At 42.2% G+C, this 16,415-nt stretch carries 15 protein-coding genes; 3 read left to right on the plus strand and 12 right to left on the minus strand.

What is annotated here, in order from left to right; all coding sequences use genetic code 11:
- Positions 1 to 257: 257 nt before the first annotated feature.
- A complete protein-coding gene (locus HMPREF2795_RS09590; protein ID WP_075228753.1) occupies positions 258 to 914 on the minus strand; it encodes a hypothetical protein in 657 nt (218 codons plus the stop codon).
- A gap of 238 nt (positions 915 to 1,152) precedes the next feature.
- Between HMPREF2795_RS09590 and HMPREF2795_RS09595 the strand changes: the two genes are divergently transcribed.
- The gene (locus HMPREF2795_RS09595) at positions 1,153 to 1,686 is read left to right on the plus strand and encodes a hypothetical protein (RefSeq protein WP_060955215.1); all 534 of its coding nucleotides are present in this window, start codon (positions 1,153 to 1,155) and stop codon (positions 1,684 to 1,686) included.
- Positions 1,687 to 1,867: 181 nt separating this feature from the next.
- On the opposite strand, the gene HMPREF2795_RS09600 is transcribed toward HMPREF2795_RS09595, so the two are convergent.
- The 11 genes from HMPREF2795_RS09600 to rpsL all read right to left on the minus strand — a co-directional run bounded on the left by HMPREF2795_RS09600 (position 1,868) and on the right by rpsL (position 15,057).
- Positions 1,868 to 2,416 carry a DUF6287 domain-containing protein gene (locus tag HMPREF2795_RS09600; protein WP_075228754.1) on the minus strand — a complete coding sequence of 183 codons (549 nt, stop codon included), beginning with the start codon at positions 2,414 to 2,416 and terminating at the stop codon, positions 1,868 to 1,870.
- A gap of 179 nt (positions 2,417 to 2,595) precedes the next feature.
- Entirely contained in the window at positions 2,596 to 3,624 is a 1,029-nt protein-coding gene (gene queA / locus HMPREF2795_RS09605) for a tRNA preQ1(34) S-adenosylmethionine ribosyltransferase-isomerase QueA (protein WP_075228755.1), read from the minus strand.
- Positions 3,625 to 3,663: 39 nt separating this feature from the next.
- Positions 3,664 to 4,572, minus strand: coding sequence for a LysR family transcriptional regulator (locus HMPREF2795_RS09610; protein WP_075228756.1), 909 nt, complete (start codon positions 4,570 to 4,572; stop codon positions 3,664 to 3,666).
- A 327-nt stretch (positions 4,573 to 4,899) separates the two neighbouring features.
- Entirely contained in the window at positions 4,900 to 5,130 is a 231-nt protein-coding gene (locus HMPREF2795_RS09615) for a GlsB/YeaQ/YmgE family stress response membrane protein (protein ID WP_075228757.1), read from the minus strand.
- A gap of 9 nt (positions 5,131 to 5,139) precedes the next feature.
- A complete protein-coding gene (locus HMPREF2795_RS09620; protein WP_075228758.1) occupies positions 5,140 to 6,381 on the minus strand; it encodes an aminopeptidase in 1,242 nt (413 codons plus the stop codon).
- 21 nt (positions 6,382 to 6,402) lie between these two features.
- Positions 6,403 to 6,555, minus strand: coding sequence for a hypothetical protein (locus tag HMPREF2795_RS10695; protein WP_049508722.1), 153 nt, complete (start codon positions 6,553 to 6,555; stop codon positions 6,403 to 6,405).
- Between the two features lie 13 nt (positions 6,556 to 6,568).
- The gene (locus HMPREF2795_RS09625) at positions 6,569 to 7,246 is read right to left on the minus strand and encodes a hypothetical protein (RefSeq protein ID WP_075228759.1); all 678 of its coding nucleotides are present in this window, start codon (positions 7,244 to 7,246) and stop codon (positions 6,569 to 6,571) included.
- Positions 7,247 to 7,283: 37 nt separating this feature from the next.
- Positions 7,284 to 11,678: a PolC-type DNA polymerase III gene (locus HMPREF2795_RS09630; RefSeq protein WP_075228760.1), complete on the minus strand. Its 4,395-nt coding sequence runs from the start codon at positions 11,676 to 11,678 to the stop codon at positions 7,284 to 7,286.
- Between the two features lie 113 nt (positions 11,679 to 11,791).
- A complete protein-coding gene (gene fusA / locus HMPREF2795_RS09635) occupies positions 11,792 to 13,873 on the minus strand; it encodes an elongation factor G (protein WP_000090331.1) in 2,082 nt (693 codons plus the stop codon).
- Positions 13,874 to 14,150: 277 nt separating this feature from the next.
- Positions 14,151 to 14,621, minus strand: a complete 471-nt coding sequence (gene rpsG, locus HMPREF2795_RS09640; RefSeq protein ID WP_000087876.1) for a 30S ribosomal protein S7 — start codon at positions 14,619 to 14,621, stop codon at positions 14,151 to 14,153.
- Positions 14,622 to 14,640: 19 nt separating this feature from the next.
- Entirely contained in the window at positions 14,641 to 15,057 is a 417-nt protein-coding gene (gene rpsL, locus HMPREF2795_RS09645) for a 30S ribosomal protein S12 (protein ID WP_001142333.1), read from the minus strand.
- Positions 15,058 to 15,399: 342 nt separating this feature from the next.
- Here rpsL and HMPREF2795_RS09650 point away from each other — a divergent pair, with 342 nt between their 5' ends.
- Both HMPREF2795_RS09650 and HMPREF2795_RS09655 read left to right on the plus strand, forming a co-directional pair.
- Positions 15,400 to 15,840 (plus strand): LytTR family DNA-binding domain-containing protein, encoded by a 441-nt coding sequence (locus HMPREF2795_RS09650; RefSeq protein WP_000776713.1) that lies wholly within the window; start codon positions 15,400 to 15,402, stop codon positions 15,838 to 15,840.
- Positions 15,837 to 16,295 carry a DUF3021 domain-containing protein gene (locus HMPREF2795_RS09655; protein ID WP_000744349.1) on the plus strand — a complete coding sequence of 153 codons (459 nt, stop codon included), beginning with the start codon at positions 15,837 to 15,839 and terminating at the stop codon, positions 16,293 to 16,295. Before HMPREF2795_RS09650 ends, HMPREF2795_RS09655 begins: the two co-directional genes overlap by 4 nt.
- Positions 16,296 to 16,415 lie beyond the last annotated feature (120 nt).

Raw genomic sequence — 16,415 nt, forward strand, 5'->3', positions numbered from 1 at the left:
TAGTACCCATTACCCATATTATAATTAGATTATGAATTGAAGCTTTTTGGAACTAAAATTAGGAATAATTGAGAAAGTAGGGAGGGAAATTTTGCTTTTACCCCATTTTGAAATAATTTCATTTTAGATTTTTCTAAGTTTCTTTCAAAGAGCCTGCAGGGGGCATCTAAACAACAGGAAAAAGCCTTGAAATCAAGGCTTTTTTGTTTTTCTAAAAGATTTTCTCTAGATATTTAGCAGAATCCCAAGATAGTTTCTCAATGTTCCACTTCTTCCTTAAATCGTACTTTTCCTTGACTATATAATCCCATAATCTTCACAAAGCGAACTGGATTGTTTTGGTTATACAAAAGAAATACTGAAAAGAATAGCAAGCCAGCCAACCACAAACCATAGCTTTCATTAATCGGTTGACCAAATTTTAGAGGAAGAGTCAAGAAATACAAAAAATAATAGATGGACACTATATTTACTGCAAAGCGGGCAAATCGAAAAGGTAAAGCAGACAGTTGTCTAGGATCAAACTGATTTTTCACAAACAAATTATGAGATGCGGCATAGTAAAAGACTTTCTCTGTCCTCGGCTGTGCTTTGCGAACATTTTTATAGAGTGCTCGTTCAAGTAAAGCAACCAACGAGAAAAACTGCATCAACCAAAATAGAAAAATACAAGCTAGACTAAACCAGTTGTAGACACCAATAAACTTGAGGGAAAAGAAACCCGAAATTGCAGGTCCACCTGCTAGTAAGAGAATGACCAATTCAGGAATAAAGGAATTCGTGTCACCAGCTTTTTCAGTATTGAGCAACTTACTCTTTGGAGCAGCTAAAGCCTCTCCTGTCTTTTGGTCATAATAAACAGCCTGTCCATCACATTCGCCGATAAAGACACGACGGCGTCCGAGAAAAAACATATTGACCTCTTTCTATTTATAAAAACAAGTCCTCAAAATTTGGAATGATTTTATCCTAGTATACCACAAACCAACTTGCTAGGTCATAGGATAACTAAGTATCGCAACTTGCTAAAAGGTTGACAGAACTTTGCTCCATAGGATATGATGGGAATACCTAGAATTTCAACTCTGCACGGCCTAGACTCCGTCTGCTGAAAAAACATTTGTGAGTTCAATTCTATATATGGAGGTTTCTATGAAAATCTATTATTCAAAATATGTCGGTGTCGGCTATCTAGTCTTTGCAGTGGGTGTATTCTTTCAATTTTTCTTTTTTCTCGCGCATGGATTAATCGACTTTTCCCAGCTTAGTCTTCTCACTGTGGTTCCAACCATTCTCTTTTTTGCTGCTATCTACGCAACGATTGCAGGTATCAAAAGACTTTCTAGTCGCAGACTCTCCTTTGAGTTCACCTTTGAAGGTATTTATGTCTATCCCGGGCTCTTCTTTTCCAAGGAAATCTTCATCCCAAAAGAAGAATTGTTGCGAGCATCGTATGTTGAAGTGGATGTCAGTGACCCTGACCATGCCAACAGCAAGGCTTACTATTTAGATTTTGACCTGAGAGAGGTCACCCAGCTAGAAGATATTTCTAAGTCAAATGTTATCGTCGATACAAGCGTCCTGATATTGCGGCTGGCCCTTAGCCTCTGTCGATTTAGAGAGGAAGAAAAAGCCGAGTTGGCAACCTATCTAAAAGAAAACTACGGCATTGATTTCTTATATTAGCAAGTAAAGAAAGCCCTAAAAACAGGGCTTTTTTGATATTATCCTTATTATCTTTCACTTTAACGTGAGCTTGCTAATTATCCAACTTAAACGTCGTATAAACTCGAATGATTTAAAATTTATGCTTCGAGAACATAAAAAAGCAAGGGCTACTCTCCACCCTCACTTCTTCTTTTCACTCTTAATTACGGTAAAAATGACTATCTTTGTCGCTTGGTGATTGGCCGATTGCCAAGACGTCTTGGCTACCGTCTGTACCTGTTAATTCATTTTGGACTCCAGCTGGAGTAAAGATGAGGCGTGCTCCTTCTCCGCCTCCAACAAGATGAATTCCTGTCAGATAGTAACCGTCCTTCTCCTCTACTTGATCCATCTCATATTTAAAAGTTCCCTTTGAACTCTTGATAGTCACAATGCCGTCAGCTGTAATCGTAGCTGTTGTTCCTGCATAATTCTCCCAAGTTCCAAGGAATTTAGAATAATCTTTTTGATTTTCCGTCTTTGTCTCAGTTTGAGTAGCTGTAGCGCTTGAAGAACTTGTCTCAGACTTCTGTTCCTCTTTTTGGCTAGCTTCTGTTTTACTTGATGACTCCTTAGTTACTTTAGAAGAAGCCTCTTTGCTTGAAGATGCTGTAGTTTTTTCAGCATTTCCTCCACAAGCAGCAAGTGTCACCACAGCCAACAAGGCAAGAGCTGAAAGACTAGTGTAACGCAATGTTTTGTTTTTCATAAAAATCTCCTTTTAAAATGATGATACAGTCTCATCTGCATCTAAAATAGCTAGCCTGAAATTACATATATTTTTGACGGCTAACCTGTAGTTTTCAGTGTATCATTTATTTCCATATAATTCAATAGCTATTTGACATCAAAAAAGGCTAATCCAATCAGGAATTAGCTCTTCTATTTTTAGTAGATAAACATGGCATCGCCAAAGCTAAAGAAACGGTATTTTTGGTCGATAGCATGTTGGTAGGCTTCGAGGACCAATTCACGGCCTGCAAAGGCAGAAACGAGCATGACCAAGGTAGACTTCGGCAAATGGAAATTAGTAGAAAAAGCATCCACAACCTTCCAATCATAGCCAGGCTTGATAAAGATATTGGTCCAGCCAGAATCGGCCTGGATTTGGCCGTCAAACTTGCTTCCGATAGTCTCTAGCGTACGGATAGAGGTTGTCCCCACAGCAATGACACGGCCACCATTTTCCTTGACCTGTCGCAAGGTCGCTGCTGCTTCCTCAGACAATTGGTAAAACTCTGAGTGCATCTCATGTTCATCCAAATTATCTACTGAAACAGGTCTAAAGGTCCCAAGTCCAACGTGCAAGGTCAGGTAGACTAGGTGAACGCCTTTTTGCTGGATTTCTTCTAGTAATTCTTTGGTAAAATGTAGCCCTGCAGTTGGGGCTGCTGCTGATCCACTCTCCTTGGCATAGACTGTCTGGTAACGTTCACGGTCATCCAATTTTTCGTGGATATAAGGAGGCAAAGGCATTTCTCCAAGACTTTCAAGTACTTCTAGGAAAATCCCTTCATATTCAAAACGGACAATACGGCCACCGTGGGTCAATTCCTCAGTCACAACTGCGCTTAGTCGGCCATCACCAAAGACAACGCGGGCACCGACCTTGAGACGCTTGGCTGGTTTAGCCAACACTTCCCATTCATCTCCTGCTGTATTTTTCAAGAGCAAGAGTTCAACATGGCCCCCTGTTTCTTCCTTTTGGCCATGAAGTCGAGCTGGTAATACGCGGGTATCATTCATAACCAGGGCATCACCTGGCTCTAGCATGTCAATAATGGAGTGAAAGTGGCGATCTTGAAATTCTCCAGTCTGGCGATTGACTATCAAGAGCTTAGAGGCATCGCGCTTTTCCAGAGGTGTTTGTGCAATCAACTCCTCAGGCAAGTGAAAATCAAAATCATTGGTATTCATTGTAGTCATATTTCCTTTTCTTTTCTAATGTACTTACGATTAGCTATCAAAACGAACTTCTTCAAGCAAATACTCGATGAAGCGTTCACCCATCTTAGATAAGCTAGTCTTCTCATGCTGGATATAAACCAGTTCAATCGGATCATCAATATCAAGTGGAATCGAGACAATATTGTCTCCATTAAGATTACTATTGAGGATACCTGTCGCGATGGTATAGCCGTCCAAACCAATCAAGAGATTGAACAAGGTCGCACGGTCACTAACCACGATGGATTTCTTGTGGTGTTCTTGTGACAAAATCTCTTCTGAGAAATAGAAGGAATTATGGGTTCCTTGGTCATAGCTCAAGTAAGGGAAGTCTTCTAGGTCTGCCAACTGCACCTTGTCTCTTTTAGCAAGAGGGTTGGTCTTGCTGACAAAGATATGAGGCTGCGCTGTAAAGAGAGGATGGGCCACTAGATGATTGTCATCCAACATCTTCGAAAGAACATCTCGGTTATAGCTATTTAAAAAGAGGACTCCTACTTCACTGCGGAAGTTCTTGACGTCGTCGATAATCTCCCAGGTTCTGGTTTCACGCAAAAAAAGCTCATACTTTTCCATATCGCTCTTCTTGAGCAAGGAAACAAAGGCATTGACCACGAAGGCATAGTGCTGCGAAGACACACTAAAAAGCTCGCGATGAGCGATTGGGTTCTTATAGCGTTCTTCTAGAAGTTGAGTTTGCTCGACAACCTGACGGGCATAGGATAGAAACTCCATCCCATCACGTGTGAGGGTGATTCCTTTTGGATTTCGGATAAAAATCTCAATTCCCATCTCATTTTCTAGGTCACGAACTGCATTTGACAGACTAGGCTGAGTAATGAAAAGTTGCTTGGCAGCTTCATTCATCGAACCAGTCTCTACAATTTTGATAATATAGTGTAATTGTTGAATTCTCATGCTTTTATTGTACCATACTTGAGGCAATATAAAAAGAACCAGTCACTGAAAGCTCTGTGGCTAAGCTTAGATGAGTGCTTTCAAAGGACTTTATATAGCGACCTAAAAAGAGAGAGTGGGACAGAAATCGGTAATTCGTTAGAATTCGATTTCGTCGTCCCACCTCCGCACAGTTGAGTAGGGCTGTAAAAGCTGATGAAATCAGCGTAGTAGAAGCCACTCAACCACTGCGTCTTGATCGACAATCCAAAGACAATTGAGAGGCTAGGACTTTTGTCCCAGCCTCTCTCTTATTCTTTAAAGTTAATCTGCCTTCCATAGCGAAACTCAGCTTCCTCTTTCCCAGAAAATGGCTAGCAAAATCATAGCCCCGAGAACTGATGGGATAATGGCTGTACCGCTTAAGCTTGGTCCCCAAGAACCAAAAATTAATTGTCCTAAAAAGGCACCAATCCAGCCGAGAAACATTTTCCCGAAGCATCCCATCCGTTCTCCACGATTGGTGATAGCTCCTGCTAATAGTCCGATCAAAAGACCGACAAACATACTTCCAAGCATAGTTTCTCCTTAAATTGCCCAATCTCCATTGCGGAAGAGTGGTACGCGTGTCCCATCCTCACGGATACCATCGATATCCATTTGGTTAGAACCAATCATAAAGTCTACGTGAACATCTGAACGATTAAGTCCTGCAGCTTCTAGCTCTTCTTCGCTCATCTCTGCTCCGCCAACAACGCTCGTTGCATAGGCTGCACCGATAGCCAAGTGGTTAGAAGCATTTTCGTCAAAAAGGGTGTTAAAGAAGGTAATACCTGACTGTGAAATTGGGCTTGGATCTGGTACCAAGGCACATTCACCCAAGGCACGCGCACCAGCATTCTTAAAGACAAGGTCCTTCATAACTTGATCACCCTTCTCAGCAGTGATATCAACGATTTGACCATTTTCAAAGGTTACCTTGATGCCTTCGATAATATTTCCATTGTAGCTAAGAGGTTTTGTAGAAGTGACATAACCATCTGCGCGACGGAAGTCAGGGGCTGTAAAGACTTCTTCTGTTGGCATATTTGGCAAGAAACCTTCGCCTTGAGCATTGATCGCTCCTGCAGATTCCCAAACGTGGTTCTTAGGCAAGCCAAGTGTCAAGTCAGTTCCAGGAGCTGTATAGTGAAGTGCTGAGAATTGCTCTTTATTGAGCATTTCCGCCTTGCTCTTGAGGATAGCAGCATGTTTTTCCCAAGCCTTAACTGGATCTTCTTCGTAGATACGGCAAGTTTTGAAGATTTGGTCCCAAAGGAGGTCCACTGCTTCTTCGTCGCTCGCAGCATTTGGAAAGACTCTCTTAGCCCACTCTAGTCCAGCAGCGGCTGCTACAGTCCAGCTAACCTTATTAGATTGAGTTGCGATACGCATTGGCTTCATGGCAATTCCCATAGCTTTGGCAGAAGCTGAAAGTTTTTCTGCATCCACTCCGTTCAAGGCACCTGGGTCAGAAGAACGAACACCGAGACGACTTGCTTTGTTTTCAAGAAGGTAGTTCATCTCAGCAATCTTGTATTCTGGCACATTGTCCAAACGCTCCATCGGCGCGTGAAGGAATTTCTCACGGTTTACAAAGTCATCTGCCCATTGAACGATAACTTCGTGAGCTCCAAGTGCATAGGCTTCTTTAACAATTAAGTGAGCCAACTCACGTTGCTCCACATCAATCGAGAGAGCCAAGGTATGACCAGGTTGCACGTTCACACCGTTCGCAACTAACAACTTAGCATATTTTTCTAGATTTTCTTTAAAATTTGGTAAAACCATTCTGTTTTCTCTTTTCTATTTTTATTTTTCTTTCAAAGCAGAAAATAATCCTGCCAAAGCAATAGCACCTGACAAGAGTGCTGTCGATAGAAGAATTGTCTGATCAGCAAGTTCAAATTGGTACTCAAACATCTTCTCAGCCGGTTTATCTTCCGCAAAAATTCTTAGTTTCATGAAATGTCCTTTCTTATTCTTCGTCCTCTCCTAGGTAGAGGCGTCGTGCCTCTGGACTATTTGTGAGGATATCTATATAGGTTTCATAGTCATCAGGTAGAGGCTTTCCTAAAGAGATATCTTGTTCTGGATTTATATTTTTCCCATAAAGAAAGCAAAGATAGAGACGTTCGTTGAGTGTTGGAAATACTTCAATAGACATATGTTCAGCCTGACCTACCCGATCCCAATCTTGTTCTTTGATATCTGGTATGATATAAGCTTGGAAAAGTCCCATAAGTGGATTATCTTCTGGTTGTCCACTGTCCTTATTCGCCAGAACCAAAGAACAACGTCTACCAAAACCAGCAAGTTGGCGCTCACTTCCCTTTACCGAAACAGTAATAGGATGCCCTCCAATATGGCTATAAATCCATTCTTTAGGCAGTTCATAATCTAACAGGGGGTTCACTTCTTTAACAATCGTTACAGGACTATAGCGTAGAAACTGGCGAGTAACAGCCTTACAAAAGAGGATATCTTCCTCTTTCAAGGTCACTCCCTTCCAATTATTTTCCTCGTTAAAATGGTTGAAAAATACCAGATAGGGATCACGCACCATTTGTGCTAATACGTAAACGCCATTTCGCAAACGTATGGAAATAACTTTCCCTGGTTTCCAGGGTGTTGCTCTTTTTTTCTTTTCCATCATGATACAACCTCAAACCTACACAAGACATTTCAAACTCTTAAAACAAATCATCAAACAAACTCAACTGATTATCCTCTGGCATATTGCCGAGAATTCCCATTTCATCCATCTTTTCAACCAAGGTTGATGAGAGTCCACCACGTTTGCGGAGTTCAGTTTTAGAGAGGAATTCTCCCTCTTGACGGGCACGAACCAGTTGCTTGGCAACGTTCTCTCCTAGTCCATCCATAGCGACAAACGGTGGGATGAGGGTATCTCCGTCGATGATGAATTCAGTCGCATCACTGCGATAGAGGTCTAGTTTCCCAAATTTGAAACCACGTTCCCACATTTCATTGACGATTTCAAGCGTTGTGTAGAGGTCAATTTCTACGTTGGAAGCTTCATTGTTCTTACGCTTTTCAGCAATTTCTTGCATCTTGCGTTTAATCGCATCCAAGCCTGCCCCCATGGTCTTAATGTCAAAGGCCTTGGCACGGATGGAAAAGTAAGCACAGTAATAATAAATCGGATGGTGAACCTTGAAGTAGGCTACACGCAAGGCCATCATAACGTAGGCTGCCGCATGGGCTTTAGGGAACATGTACTTGATTTTTCCACAAGATTCGATATACCACTCAGGCACATTATTGGCCTTCATGGCTTCGATATAACCATTGCGCTCTTCTTCTGAGATTTTAAGCCACAAGCCCTTACGCACTCGCTCCATGATGGTAAAGGCCATCTTTGGATCTAGACCAGCGTGCATGAGGTAAACCATGATGTCATCCCGACATCCGATAACGGTTGAAAGGTCCGCAATCCCTGCCTTAATCAAGTCCTGAGCATTTCCTAACCAAACGTCTGTCCCGTGAGACAAACCAGAAAGCTGAAGCAACTCCGCAAAGGTCGTCGGATGAGTTTCATCAACCATCCCTCGAACAAAGTTGGTTCCAAATTCTGGAATCCCCAGCATACCCGTCGGCGTCCCGATTTGTTCAGGAGTCACACCTAGCACATCCGTCCCAGAAAAGAGGGCCATCACGCCTTCATCATCCATAGGGATTTCATTAGGGTCAATCCCAGACAAGTCCTGCAATTTCCGAATCATAGTCGGATCATCATGTCCTAGGACATCGAGCTTGAGGACGTTCTCATCAATATCGTGGAAGTTAAAGTGAGTAGTCTGCCATTCAGCAGTGACATCATCTGCAGGATACTGTACTGGAGTAAAGTCATAGACATCCATATAATTAGGGATAACAACGATTCCTCCTGGGTGCTGACCAGTCGTCCGTTTGACACCGGCAGCCCCTTGGGCAAGGCGCTCTACTTCAGCTTCTCGGTAGAATTTGCCATAGTCACGCTCGTAACCCTTGACAAATCCATAGGCGGTCTTAGCAGCCACCGTACCAACCGTTCCTGCACGGAAGGCATATTCTTCCCCAAAGATATCACGAACATCCAAGTGGGCGCTCGGTTGGTCTTCACCTGAGAAGTTCAAATCAATATCAGGTACCTTATCCCCATCAAAACCAAGGAAGGTCTCGAAAGGAATATCCTGTCCATTCTTGCTGAGCTTGTGGCCACAGTTTGGACATTCTTTATCTGGCATATCAAAGCCTGAACCGTAGGAACCATCCGTGATAAATTCACTGTACTGACACTGACCACAGACATAGTGAGGAGAGAGAGGATTGACCTCGGTAATTCCAATCATAGTCGCAACGAAACTAGATCCGACAGACCCACGGGAACCAACCAAGTAGCCTCGTTCGTTTGAACGATGCACTAGCATCTGCGAGGCCAGATAAATCACAGCAAATCCATTCCCCAGGATAGAAGTTAATTCCTTTTCAATTCGTAAATCAACGATATCTGGCAGTGGATTTCCATAAATCTCAAAAGCTTTCTTGTAGGTCAATTCGGCGACCGTTTCCTCAGCCTTGTCAATGAAAGGTGTATACAAGTCTCCTTTAACGACCTCGACAGGCTCAAAGATCTCTGCCAAGGCATTGGTATTTTCAATGACAATCTTACGAGCCAAGTCTTCTCCTAGAAAGGCAAATTCGTCCAACATTTCATTGGTCGTTCTAAAATGTGCCTTGGGTAGCGGAGCTGGTTGGGCAGCTTCTCCATGACCGATCGTTCGGTTAATCATGGCTCCCTGACCTAGACTGCGGACGATGATTTCGCGATAAATTTCATCCTCAGGTTCGATATAGTGGACATTTCCTGTCGCAAGAACTGGCTTACCAAGACGGTATCCGACCTCAATCAAGCTCTTGATGATAGTGTGGAGCTCCTCCATATCCTTGACCTGCTCTTTGGCAATCAGAGGTGCATAGATAGCAGGAGGCATGACCTCGATAAAGTCATAGTATTTAGCAACTTCGACTGCCGCATCTACCCCTTGTGACACGACTGCATCAAAGACTTCTCCTTCTGTACAAGCGGATCCCAAGATTAAACCTTCTCGATGGGCATCTAGCACCGTACGTGGAATTCGTGGAACTCCTTCAAAGTACTGGGTATTTGAGAGAGAAACCAGTTTAAAGATATTTTTCAAGCCCACCTGATTTTTCACATAGATGGTCGCATGCTTGACTCGAGCTTTTTTATAAGAATCTGGACTGATTAAATCAAGGTTCAATCTAGCCAAATCTGTCACACCATGTTTTTCTGCTACTTCTTTGATAAAGATAAAGAGAAGACGGCCAGTTGCTTCCGCATCATAGTTGGCCATGTGGTGGTGTTCTAGAGCTACACCAAAACGTTTGGTCAAGGGTCCCAAACCATGTCGCTTGTACTCTGGATAAAGATTTCTAGCGAACTCTAGCGTATCGATGACAGGCTGAGTTATTTTTGGAAGACCATGACGTTCATAATTGGCATTCATAAAACCAACGTCAAAGCTTGCATTATGGGCGACAAGAACGGTATCCTTACAAAATTCTTGGAATTCTTTCAGAACTTGAACCAAGGGTTTAGCATTTTTTACATGGTCATCCGTAATTCCAGTCAACTCAGTAGTAAAAGCTGACAAGGGATGCCCTGGATTGATAAATTCATCAAACTCAGCGATGATATTGCCCTTATACATCTTGGAAGCCGCCACCTGAATCAAGTCATTATAGATAGCAGATAGACCTGTCGTTTCTACGTCAAAGACCACATAGGTCGCTTCTGACAAGTCCATCTCCACTTCGTTATAGACGATAGGGACACGGTCTTCAACGATATTGGCTTCCATCCCATAGATCAGCTGGATACCAGCTTTCTTAGCTGCCTTATAACCATGAGGGAATGACTGCACATTGCCGTGGTCTGTGATTGCCACTGCTTTGTGGCCCCATTTCGCTGCTGTTCCAACGATTTCCTCGACCTCAGGAAGTGCATCCATGGTCGACATGTTGGTATGGGCATGAAACTCAACGCGACGCTCACCTTCTGGCATCAAGTCCTTACGTTCATAGTGAACAACTTCCTGCACATCTTGCACATTCATGGTCAAATCTCGTGTAAAATTATTGACCTCGACATTTCCTCGAACACGGAGCCAAGAATTTTTCTTGATCATGTCAAATTTCTGAGCTTCTTCTTCATTTTTAACCCATTTTTGCATGGAGAAGCTAGATGTATAGTCCGTCATCTTGAAATTAATCAAGACACGCCCCGTTCTAGTCACCTTTTGCTCAACATCAAAGACAACACCTTCAAAAACCAGACGATTTTCCTCGGTATCGACCTCGATCATTGGAGTAATCTCCGCCTTGTCAAGTTTAGGTTTTGCAGCTGCCTTCTTGGCTTGAAAATCAAAGACAGGTTTGTCCTCAACTGGAGGAGGCGGTGCCATCTGTTCTAACTGTTCCATAGCCCGAAGAGTTTCTTCATTGGCTGCTTGGATAATCATTTGATTTTCAGAATGGAAAGCTTCCTGCTCTTCCTTTGTTAAATCTTCATTTTTCTCTAAATGGCATGTAAACTTAGGAAAACCAAAGAGCTCAAGTTGTTTGCTAAGATTTGGCAAATGGTTTTTTCTAAAATGCTCTGTATCTGCTGCTTCAGAGGCCTCAATAATCAACTGATCATTTTCAAATCGAACCTGAAAATTCTGATAAATAGAACGAAAACCTTGACTAGCACAAGGACCTTCCGAAAAAGCCTCTCGATAGTAGACTTGTAAAAGTTCTCTAGAAAATTCCTGATTTCTCGTTTTTATCTCAAAACTAGCCTGATTTCCTGTTTTCGAGAATTCTTCTTTCAAGCCCCTTTTCAACTCTAGAAAAAGTTCAAAAGGCAAGATATTTTCAAAAACAAAACGAAACTCCCAAACTTTGCTTCGTTTATGAACAATAACTTGTTCTATTTCAGCCTGAGAGAAGGCCTCATGATTTCTCATTGCAGCGGGTATTCCCAACTGATTCATTAAAATTTCAAAAGTGGTTGACATCCATTTTCCTCACAATATACTCCTTCTATTTTACCATATTTGAGGTACTTTTTCCTATTTCTACCAAACAGAAAAAGAAGCCACAAAGTGACTTCTTTTCTAGTGACGACAAATTAGTCTTCACCTTTGTTTTTCTTAATGATTTCTTCTTGTACTGACTTAGGTACATCTTCGTAGTGGTCAAATACCATCATAAATGTACCACGTCCTTGTGATGCAGAACGAAGAACTGTTGCGTAACCAAACATTTCAGCAAGTGGAACGTAAGCACGAACGATTTGGCTGTTACCGTGTGCTTCCATACCATCTACACGTCCACGACGAGCAGTTACGTGACCCATAACATCACCAAGGTTTTCTTCTGGAACAGTGATTGTTACAAGCATCATTGGTTCAAGGATAGCTGGTTGTGCAGTCTTAGCAGCTTCTTTAAGTGCAAGAGATGCAGCGATCTTGAAGGCAGTTTCAGATGAGTCGACATCGTGGTATGAACCATCGTAAAGCTTAGCTTTAACGTCAACCATTGGGTAACCAGCAAGAACACCGTTAGCCATAGATTCTACCAAACCTTTTTCAACCGCTGGGATAAATTCACGAGGAACCACACCACCGACGATTGCGTTTTCGAATTCGAATCCTTTTCCTTCTTCGTTTGGAGTAAATTCAATCCATACATCACCGAACTGACCTTTACCACCAGACTGACGTTTGAAGAATCCACGTGCTTGAGTAGAAGCGCGGAATGTTTCACGGTAAGATACTTGAGGAGCACCTACGTTCGCTTCAACTTTGAACTCACGACGCATACGGTCAACAAGGACGTCAAGGTGAAGCTCACCCATACCAGAGATAACTGTTTCACCAGTTTCAACGTTTGTTTCAACGCGGAATGTTGGATCTTCTTCAGCCAATTTTTGAAGGGCGATACCCATCTTGTCTTGGTCTGCTTTAGATTTAGGTTCAACCATCAATTGGATAACTGGTTCTGGAACGTTGATTGACTCAAGGATGATTTTAGCTTTTTCATCTGTCAACGAGTCACCAGTTGTAGTGTCTTTCAAACCAACGGCAGCAGCGATATCACCTGAGTAAACAGTGTCGATTTCTTGACGGCTGTTAGCGTGCATTTGAAGGATACGTCCGATACGTTCACGTTTACCTTTAGAAGTGTTCAATACGTAAGAACCTGATTGAAGAACACCTGAGTAAACACGGAAGAATGTCAAACGACCTACGAATGGGTCAGTCATGATCTTGAAGGCAAGAGCTGCAAATGGCTCTTCATCAGATGCTGGACGAGTTTCTTCTTCATCTGTATCTGGGTTGATACCTTTGATCGCTGGGATGTCAAGTGGGCTTGGAAGGTAGTCGATAACCGCATCAAGCATCAATTGAACACCTTTGTTCTTGAAGGCAGAACCACACAATACTGGGAAGAATTCAACGTTGATAGTCGCTTTACGGATACCAGCTTTCAATTCTTCGTTAGTGATTTCTTCACCTTCGAGGTATTTCATCATCAATTCTTCATCAGTTTCAGCAACTGCTTCGATCAATTTTTCACGGTACTCTTGAGCTTGGTCAAGGTATTCAGCTGGAATGTCTTCTTCAAGGATATCTGTACCAAGGTCATTAGTATAGATTTCAGCTTTCATCTTGATCAAGTCGATGATCCCACGGAAGTCATCTTCAGCACCGATTGGCAATTGAATTGGGTGTGCATTTGCTTGAAGACGATCGTGAAGTGTGCTTACTGAGTAAAGGAAGTCAGCACCGATTTTGTCCATTTTGTTTGCAAATACGATACGAGGAACTCCGTACTCAGTTGCTTGACGCCAAACTGTTTCAGTTTGAGGCTCAACACCTGATTGTGAGTCAAGAACTGTAACCGCACCGTCCAATACACGAAGAGAACGTTGTACTTCGATTGTGAAGTCCACGTGTCCTGGTGTGTCGATGATGTTTACGCGGTGGTTGTTCCATTGAGCTGTTGTCGCAGCAGATGTGATAGTGATACCACGTTCTTGCTCTTGCTCCATCCAGTCCATTTGTGACGCACCTTCGTGAGTTTCACCGATTTTGTGGATTTTACCAGTGTAGTAAAGGATACGCTCAGTTGTAGTTGTTTTACCAGCATCGACGTGAGCCATGATACCGATATTACGAGTTTTTTCAAGTGAAAATTCGCGTGCCATGAGGTTTGTTTCTCCTATATTTTTTTATTTCTATTCTATTATAACACGATTTAATAAAAACGGATAGGCAGGACCTACCCGTTCTCAATGTTTTCATGTTATTGTTGGCTTCAACTTGCGGAATGGTAAGCTGAGTTGTACTCGAGCTAAAGTTAATTAGCCGATTTGAGCCGGAACGGGATGCTGTGTGAAAAAGATAAACTTCCTTGTATTCGTCGAATACTGCGCCAGTTTCCTATTTTCACTTTGCATCCTTGCCGTTCCTAGCATCATGATTTTACCAACGGAAGTGTGCGAAGGCACGGTTAGCTTCAGCCATACGGTGAGTGTCTTCACGTTTCTTAACTGCTGCACCAGTGTTGTTAGCAGCATCCAAGATTTCTTTTGCAAGACGATCTTGCATTGTGTGTTCACCACGAAGGCGAGCGATTGTTACCAACCAACGAAGTCCAAGTGTTGTACGACGTTCTGGACGAACTTCAACTGGGACTTGGTAGTTAGAACCACCAACACGACGTGCACGTACTTCAAGTACAGGCATGATGTTTTCCATAGCTGTTTCAAATACTTCAAGTGCATCGTTACCAGTAACTTCTTTGATTTGTTCAAAAGCACCGTAAACGATTGAAGCAGCTGTACCACGTTTACCGTCAAGCATAACGCGGTTGATAAGACGAGTAACTAATTGTGAATTGTAAAGCGGATCTGGCAATACGTCACGTTTTGGAGCTCTATTTTTACGACTCATTTCTCTTTATCCCCTTTCCTTATGCTTTTTTCGGACGTTTAGTACCGTATTTAGAACGGCCTTGTTTACGATCGTTAACACCTGCAGTATCAAGTGCACCACGGACGATATGGTAACGTACCCCTGGAAGGTCTTTTACACGTCCACCGCGAAGAAGCACCACACTGTGCTCTTGCAAGTTGTGTCCGATACCTGGGATGTAGGCAGTAACTTCGATAAGGTTGCTCAAACGTACACGAGCAAATTTACGAAGGGCAGAGTTAGGTTTTTTAGGTGTCATTGTCCCAACACGAGTTGCAACACCACGTTTTTGTGGTGAAGAAACGTTTGTTTGAACTTTTTTATGACTGTTGTAACCAACGTTCAAAGCTGGTGATTTAGATTTTTCTACTTTTGATTTACGCGGTTTGCGAACCAATTGGTTAATTGTAGGCATCTACATTCTCCTGTGTTTTTTTATTTTTGGTGATGATACACTTGGTGACAGCTATCATCTGTGTGTACTTTTGCAACATTTGTCAGCACGTCCCTGTACACTCTTGAGAGACCAAAAGTAAAAAGTACCGTCTATTATTGTACCACGTTTTTTCTATTTTTGTCAATATATTTCTTCTTATTTTTTGACTTCTTTACTCTAAAAATTCTATGAAAACGGTCACCTGCCAGATAGACTCTTCAACCGACCACATAGACAAAGCTTCTTGTAATTGTCTAAAAAATGGTGTTTAATAGATTTGTAAGCAAGAGATCTCTATTACAAATTTATAAAGGAGAAATTATGAAACTCAGACTTGATATTGATCAGCAATACACCGAAGAGCGAATCATCATAGAAGCACCATCTTTGTCCCCTAGAGTTCAAAAAGTTCAAGACTTTGTTCAATCACTGGATCAAAACGAAACTCTTAAAGGAAAATTCCAAGACCAGGTCTACTTGATTCAGATTAGTAAAATTCAACGTATATATATTGAAAATCGCAAGGTCTTAGCCGAGACTGATCAGCAGACATATACTCTTGATATCCGTCTCTACCAAGCAGTTGACATTTTGCCTGCTTCCTTTATCCAAATTTCCCAATCGGAAATTGTCAACATCGATGCTATTAGTCATCTAAAACTAACCTCTAACGGCTTGATTGAAATCTATCTAAAAAATGACAGTTTCACCTACTCATCTCGCCGTTACCTCAAAACTATTAAGGAGAAATTAGAACTATGAAAAAACAACTATTTCACGATGCCACAACTGGTATCCTCATCGGCCTCATCCTATCTATTATCTTTTCTTTTATCTTTTCACCAAGCAACTACGCACCACTTAGCCCCAACTCTTTGATTGGCCAATTCATGATCCAACAACAGGTACATGGCGCTCTAGTTTTGCTCTACTGTTCTATCATCTGGGCAGCTATCGGAGTCCTCTTTAGTTTTGGTAGCCGTCTCTTTGCCAAAGACTGGAGCCTTCTTCGTGCTACTGTCACTCACTTCTTCCTCATGCTATTAGGTTTTGTTCCTCTAGCAATTCTGGCAGGTTGGTTTCCACTTCGCTGGACTTTCATCCTTCAACTCATCCCAGAGTTTGCCATCGTCTATCTCATCATCTGGGCGATTCTCTATAAAAGAGAATCAAAGAAGGTTGCCCACATCAACCAATTATTGGCTCAGAAGAAATAATGCAACAGAAACCCACTCATAGGACTGAGTGGGTTTTTGCTTATAATTTTTGCTTCCATTCTAACAAGAGGTTCATGGCCTGCATCGGTGTCATATTGTACACATCTACTTTAGCCAATT

Source organism: Streptococcus sp. HMSC056C01 (genome assembly GCF_001811305.1).
GTDB lineage: Bacteria > Bacillota > Bacilli > Lactobacillales > Streptococcaceae > Streptococcus.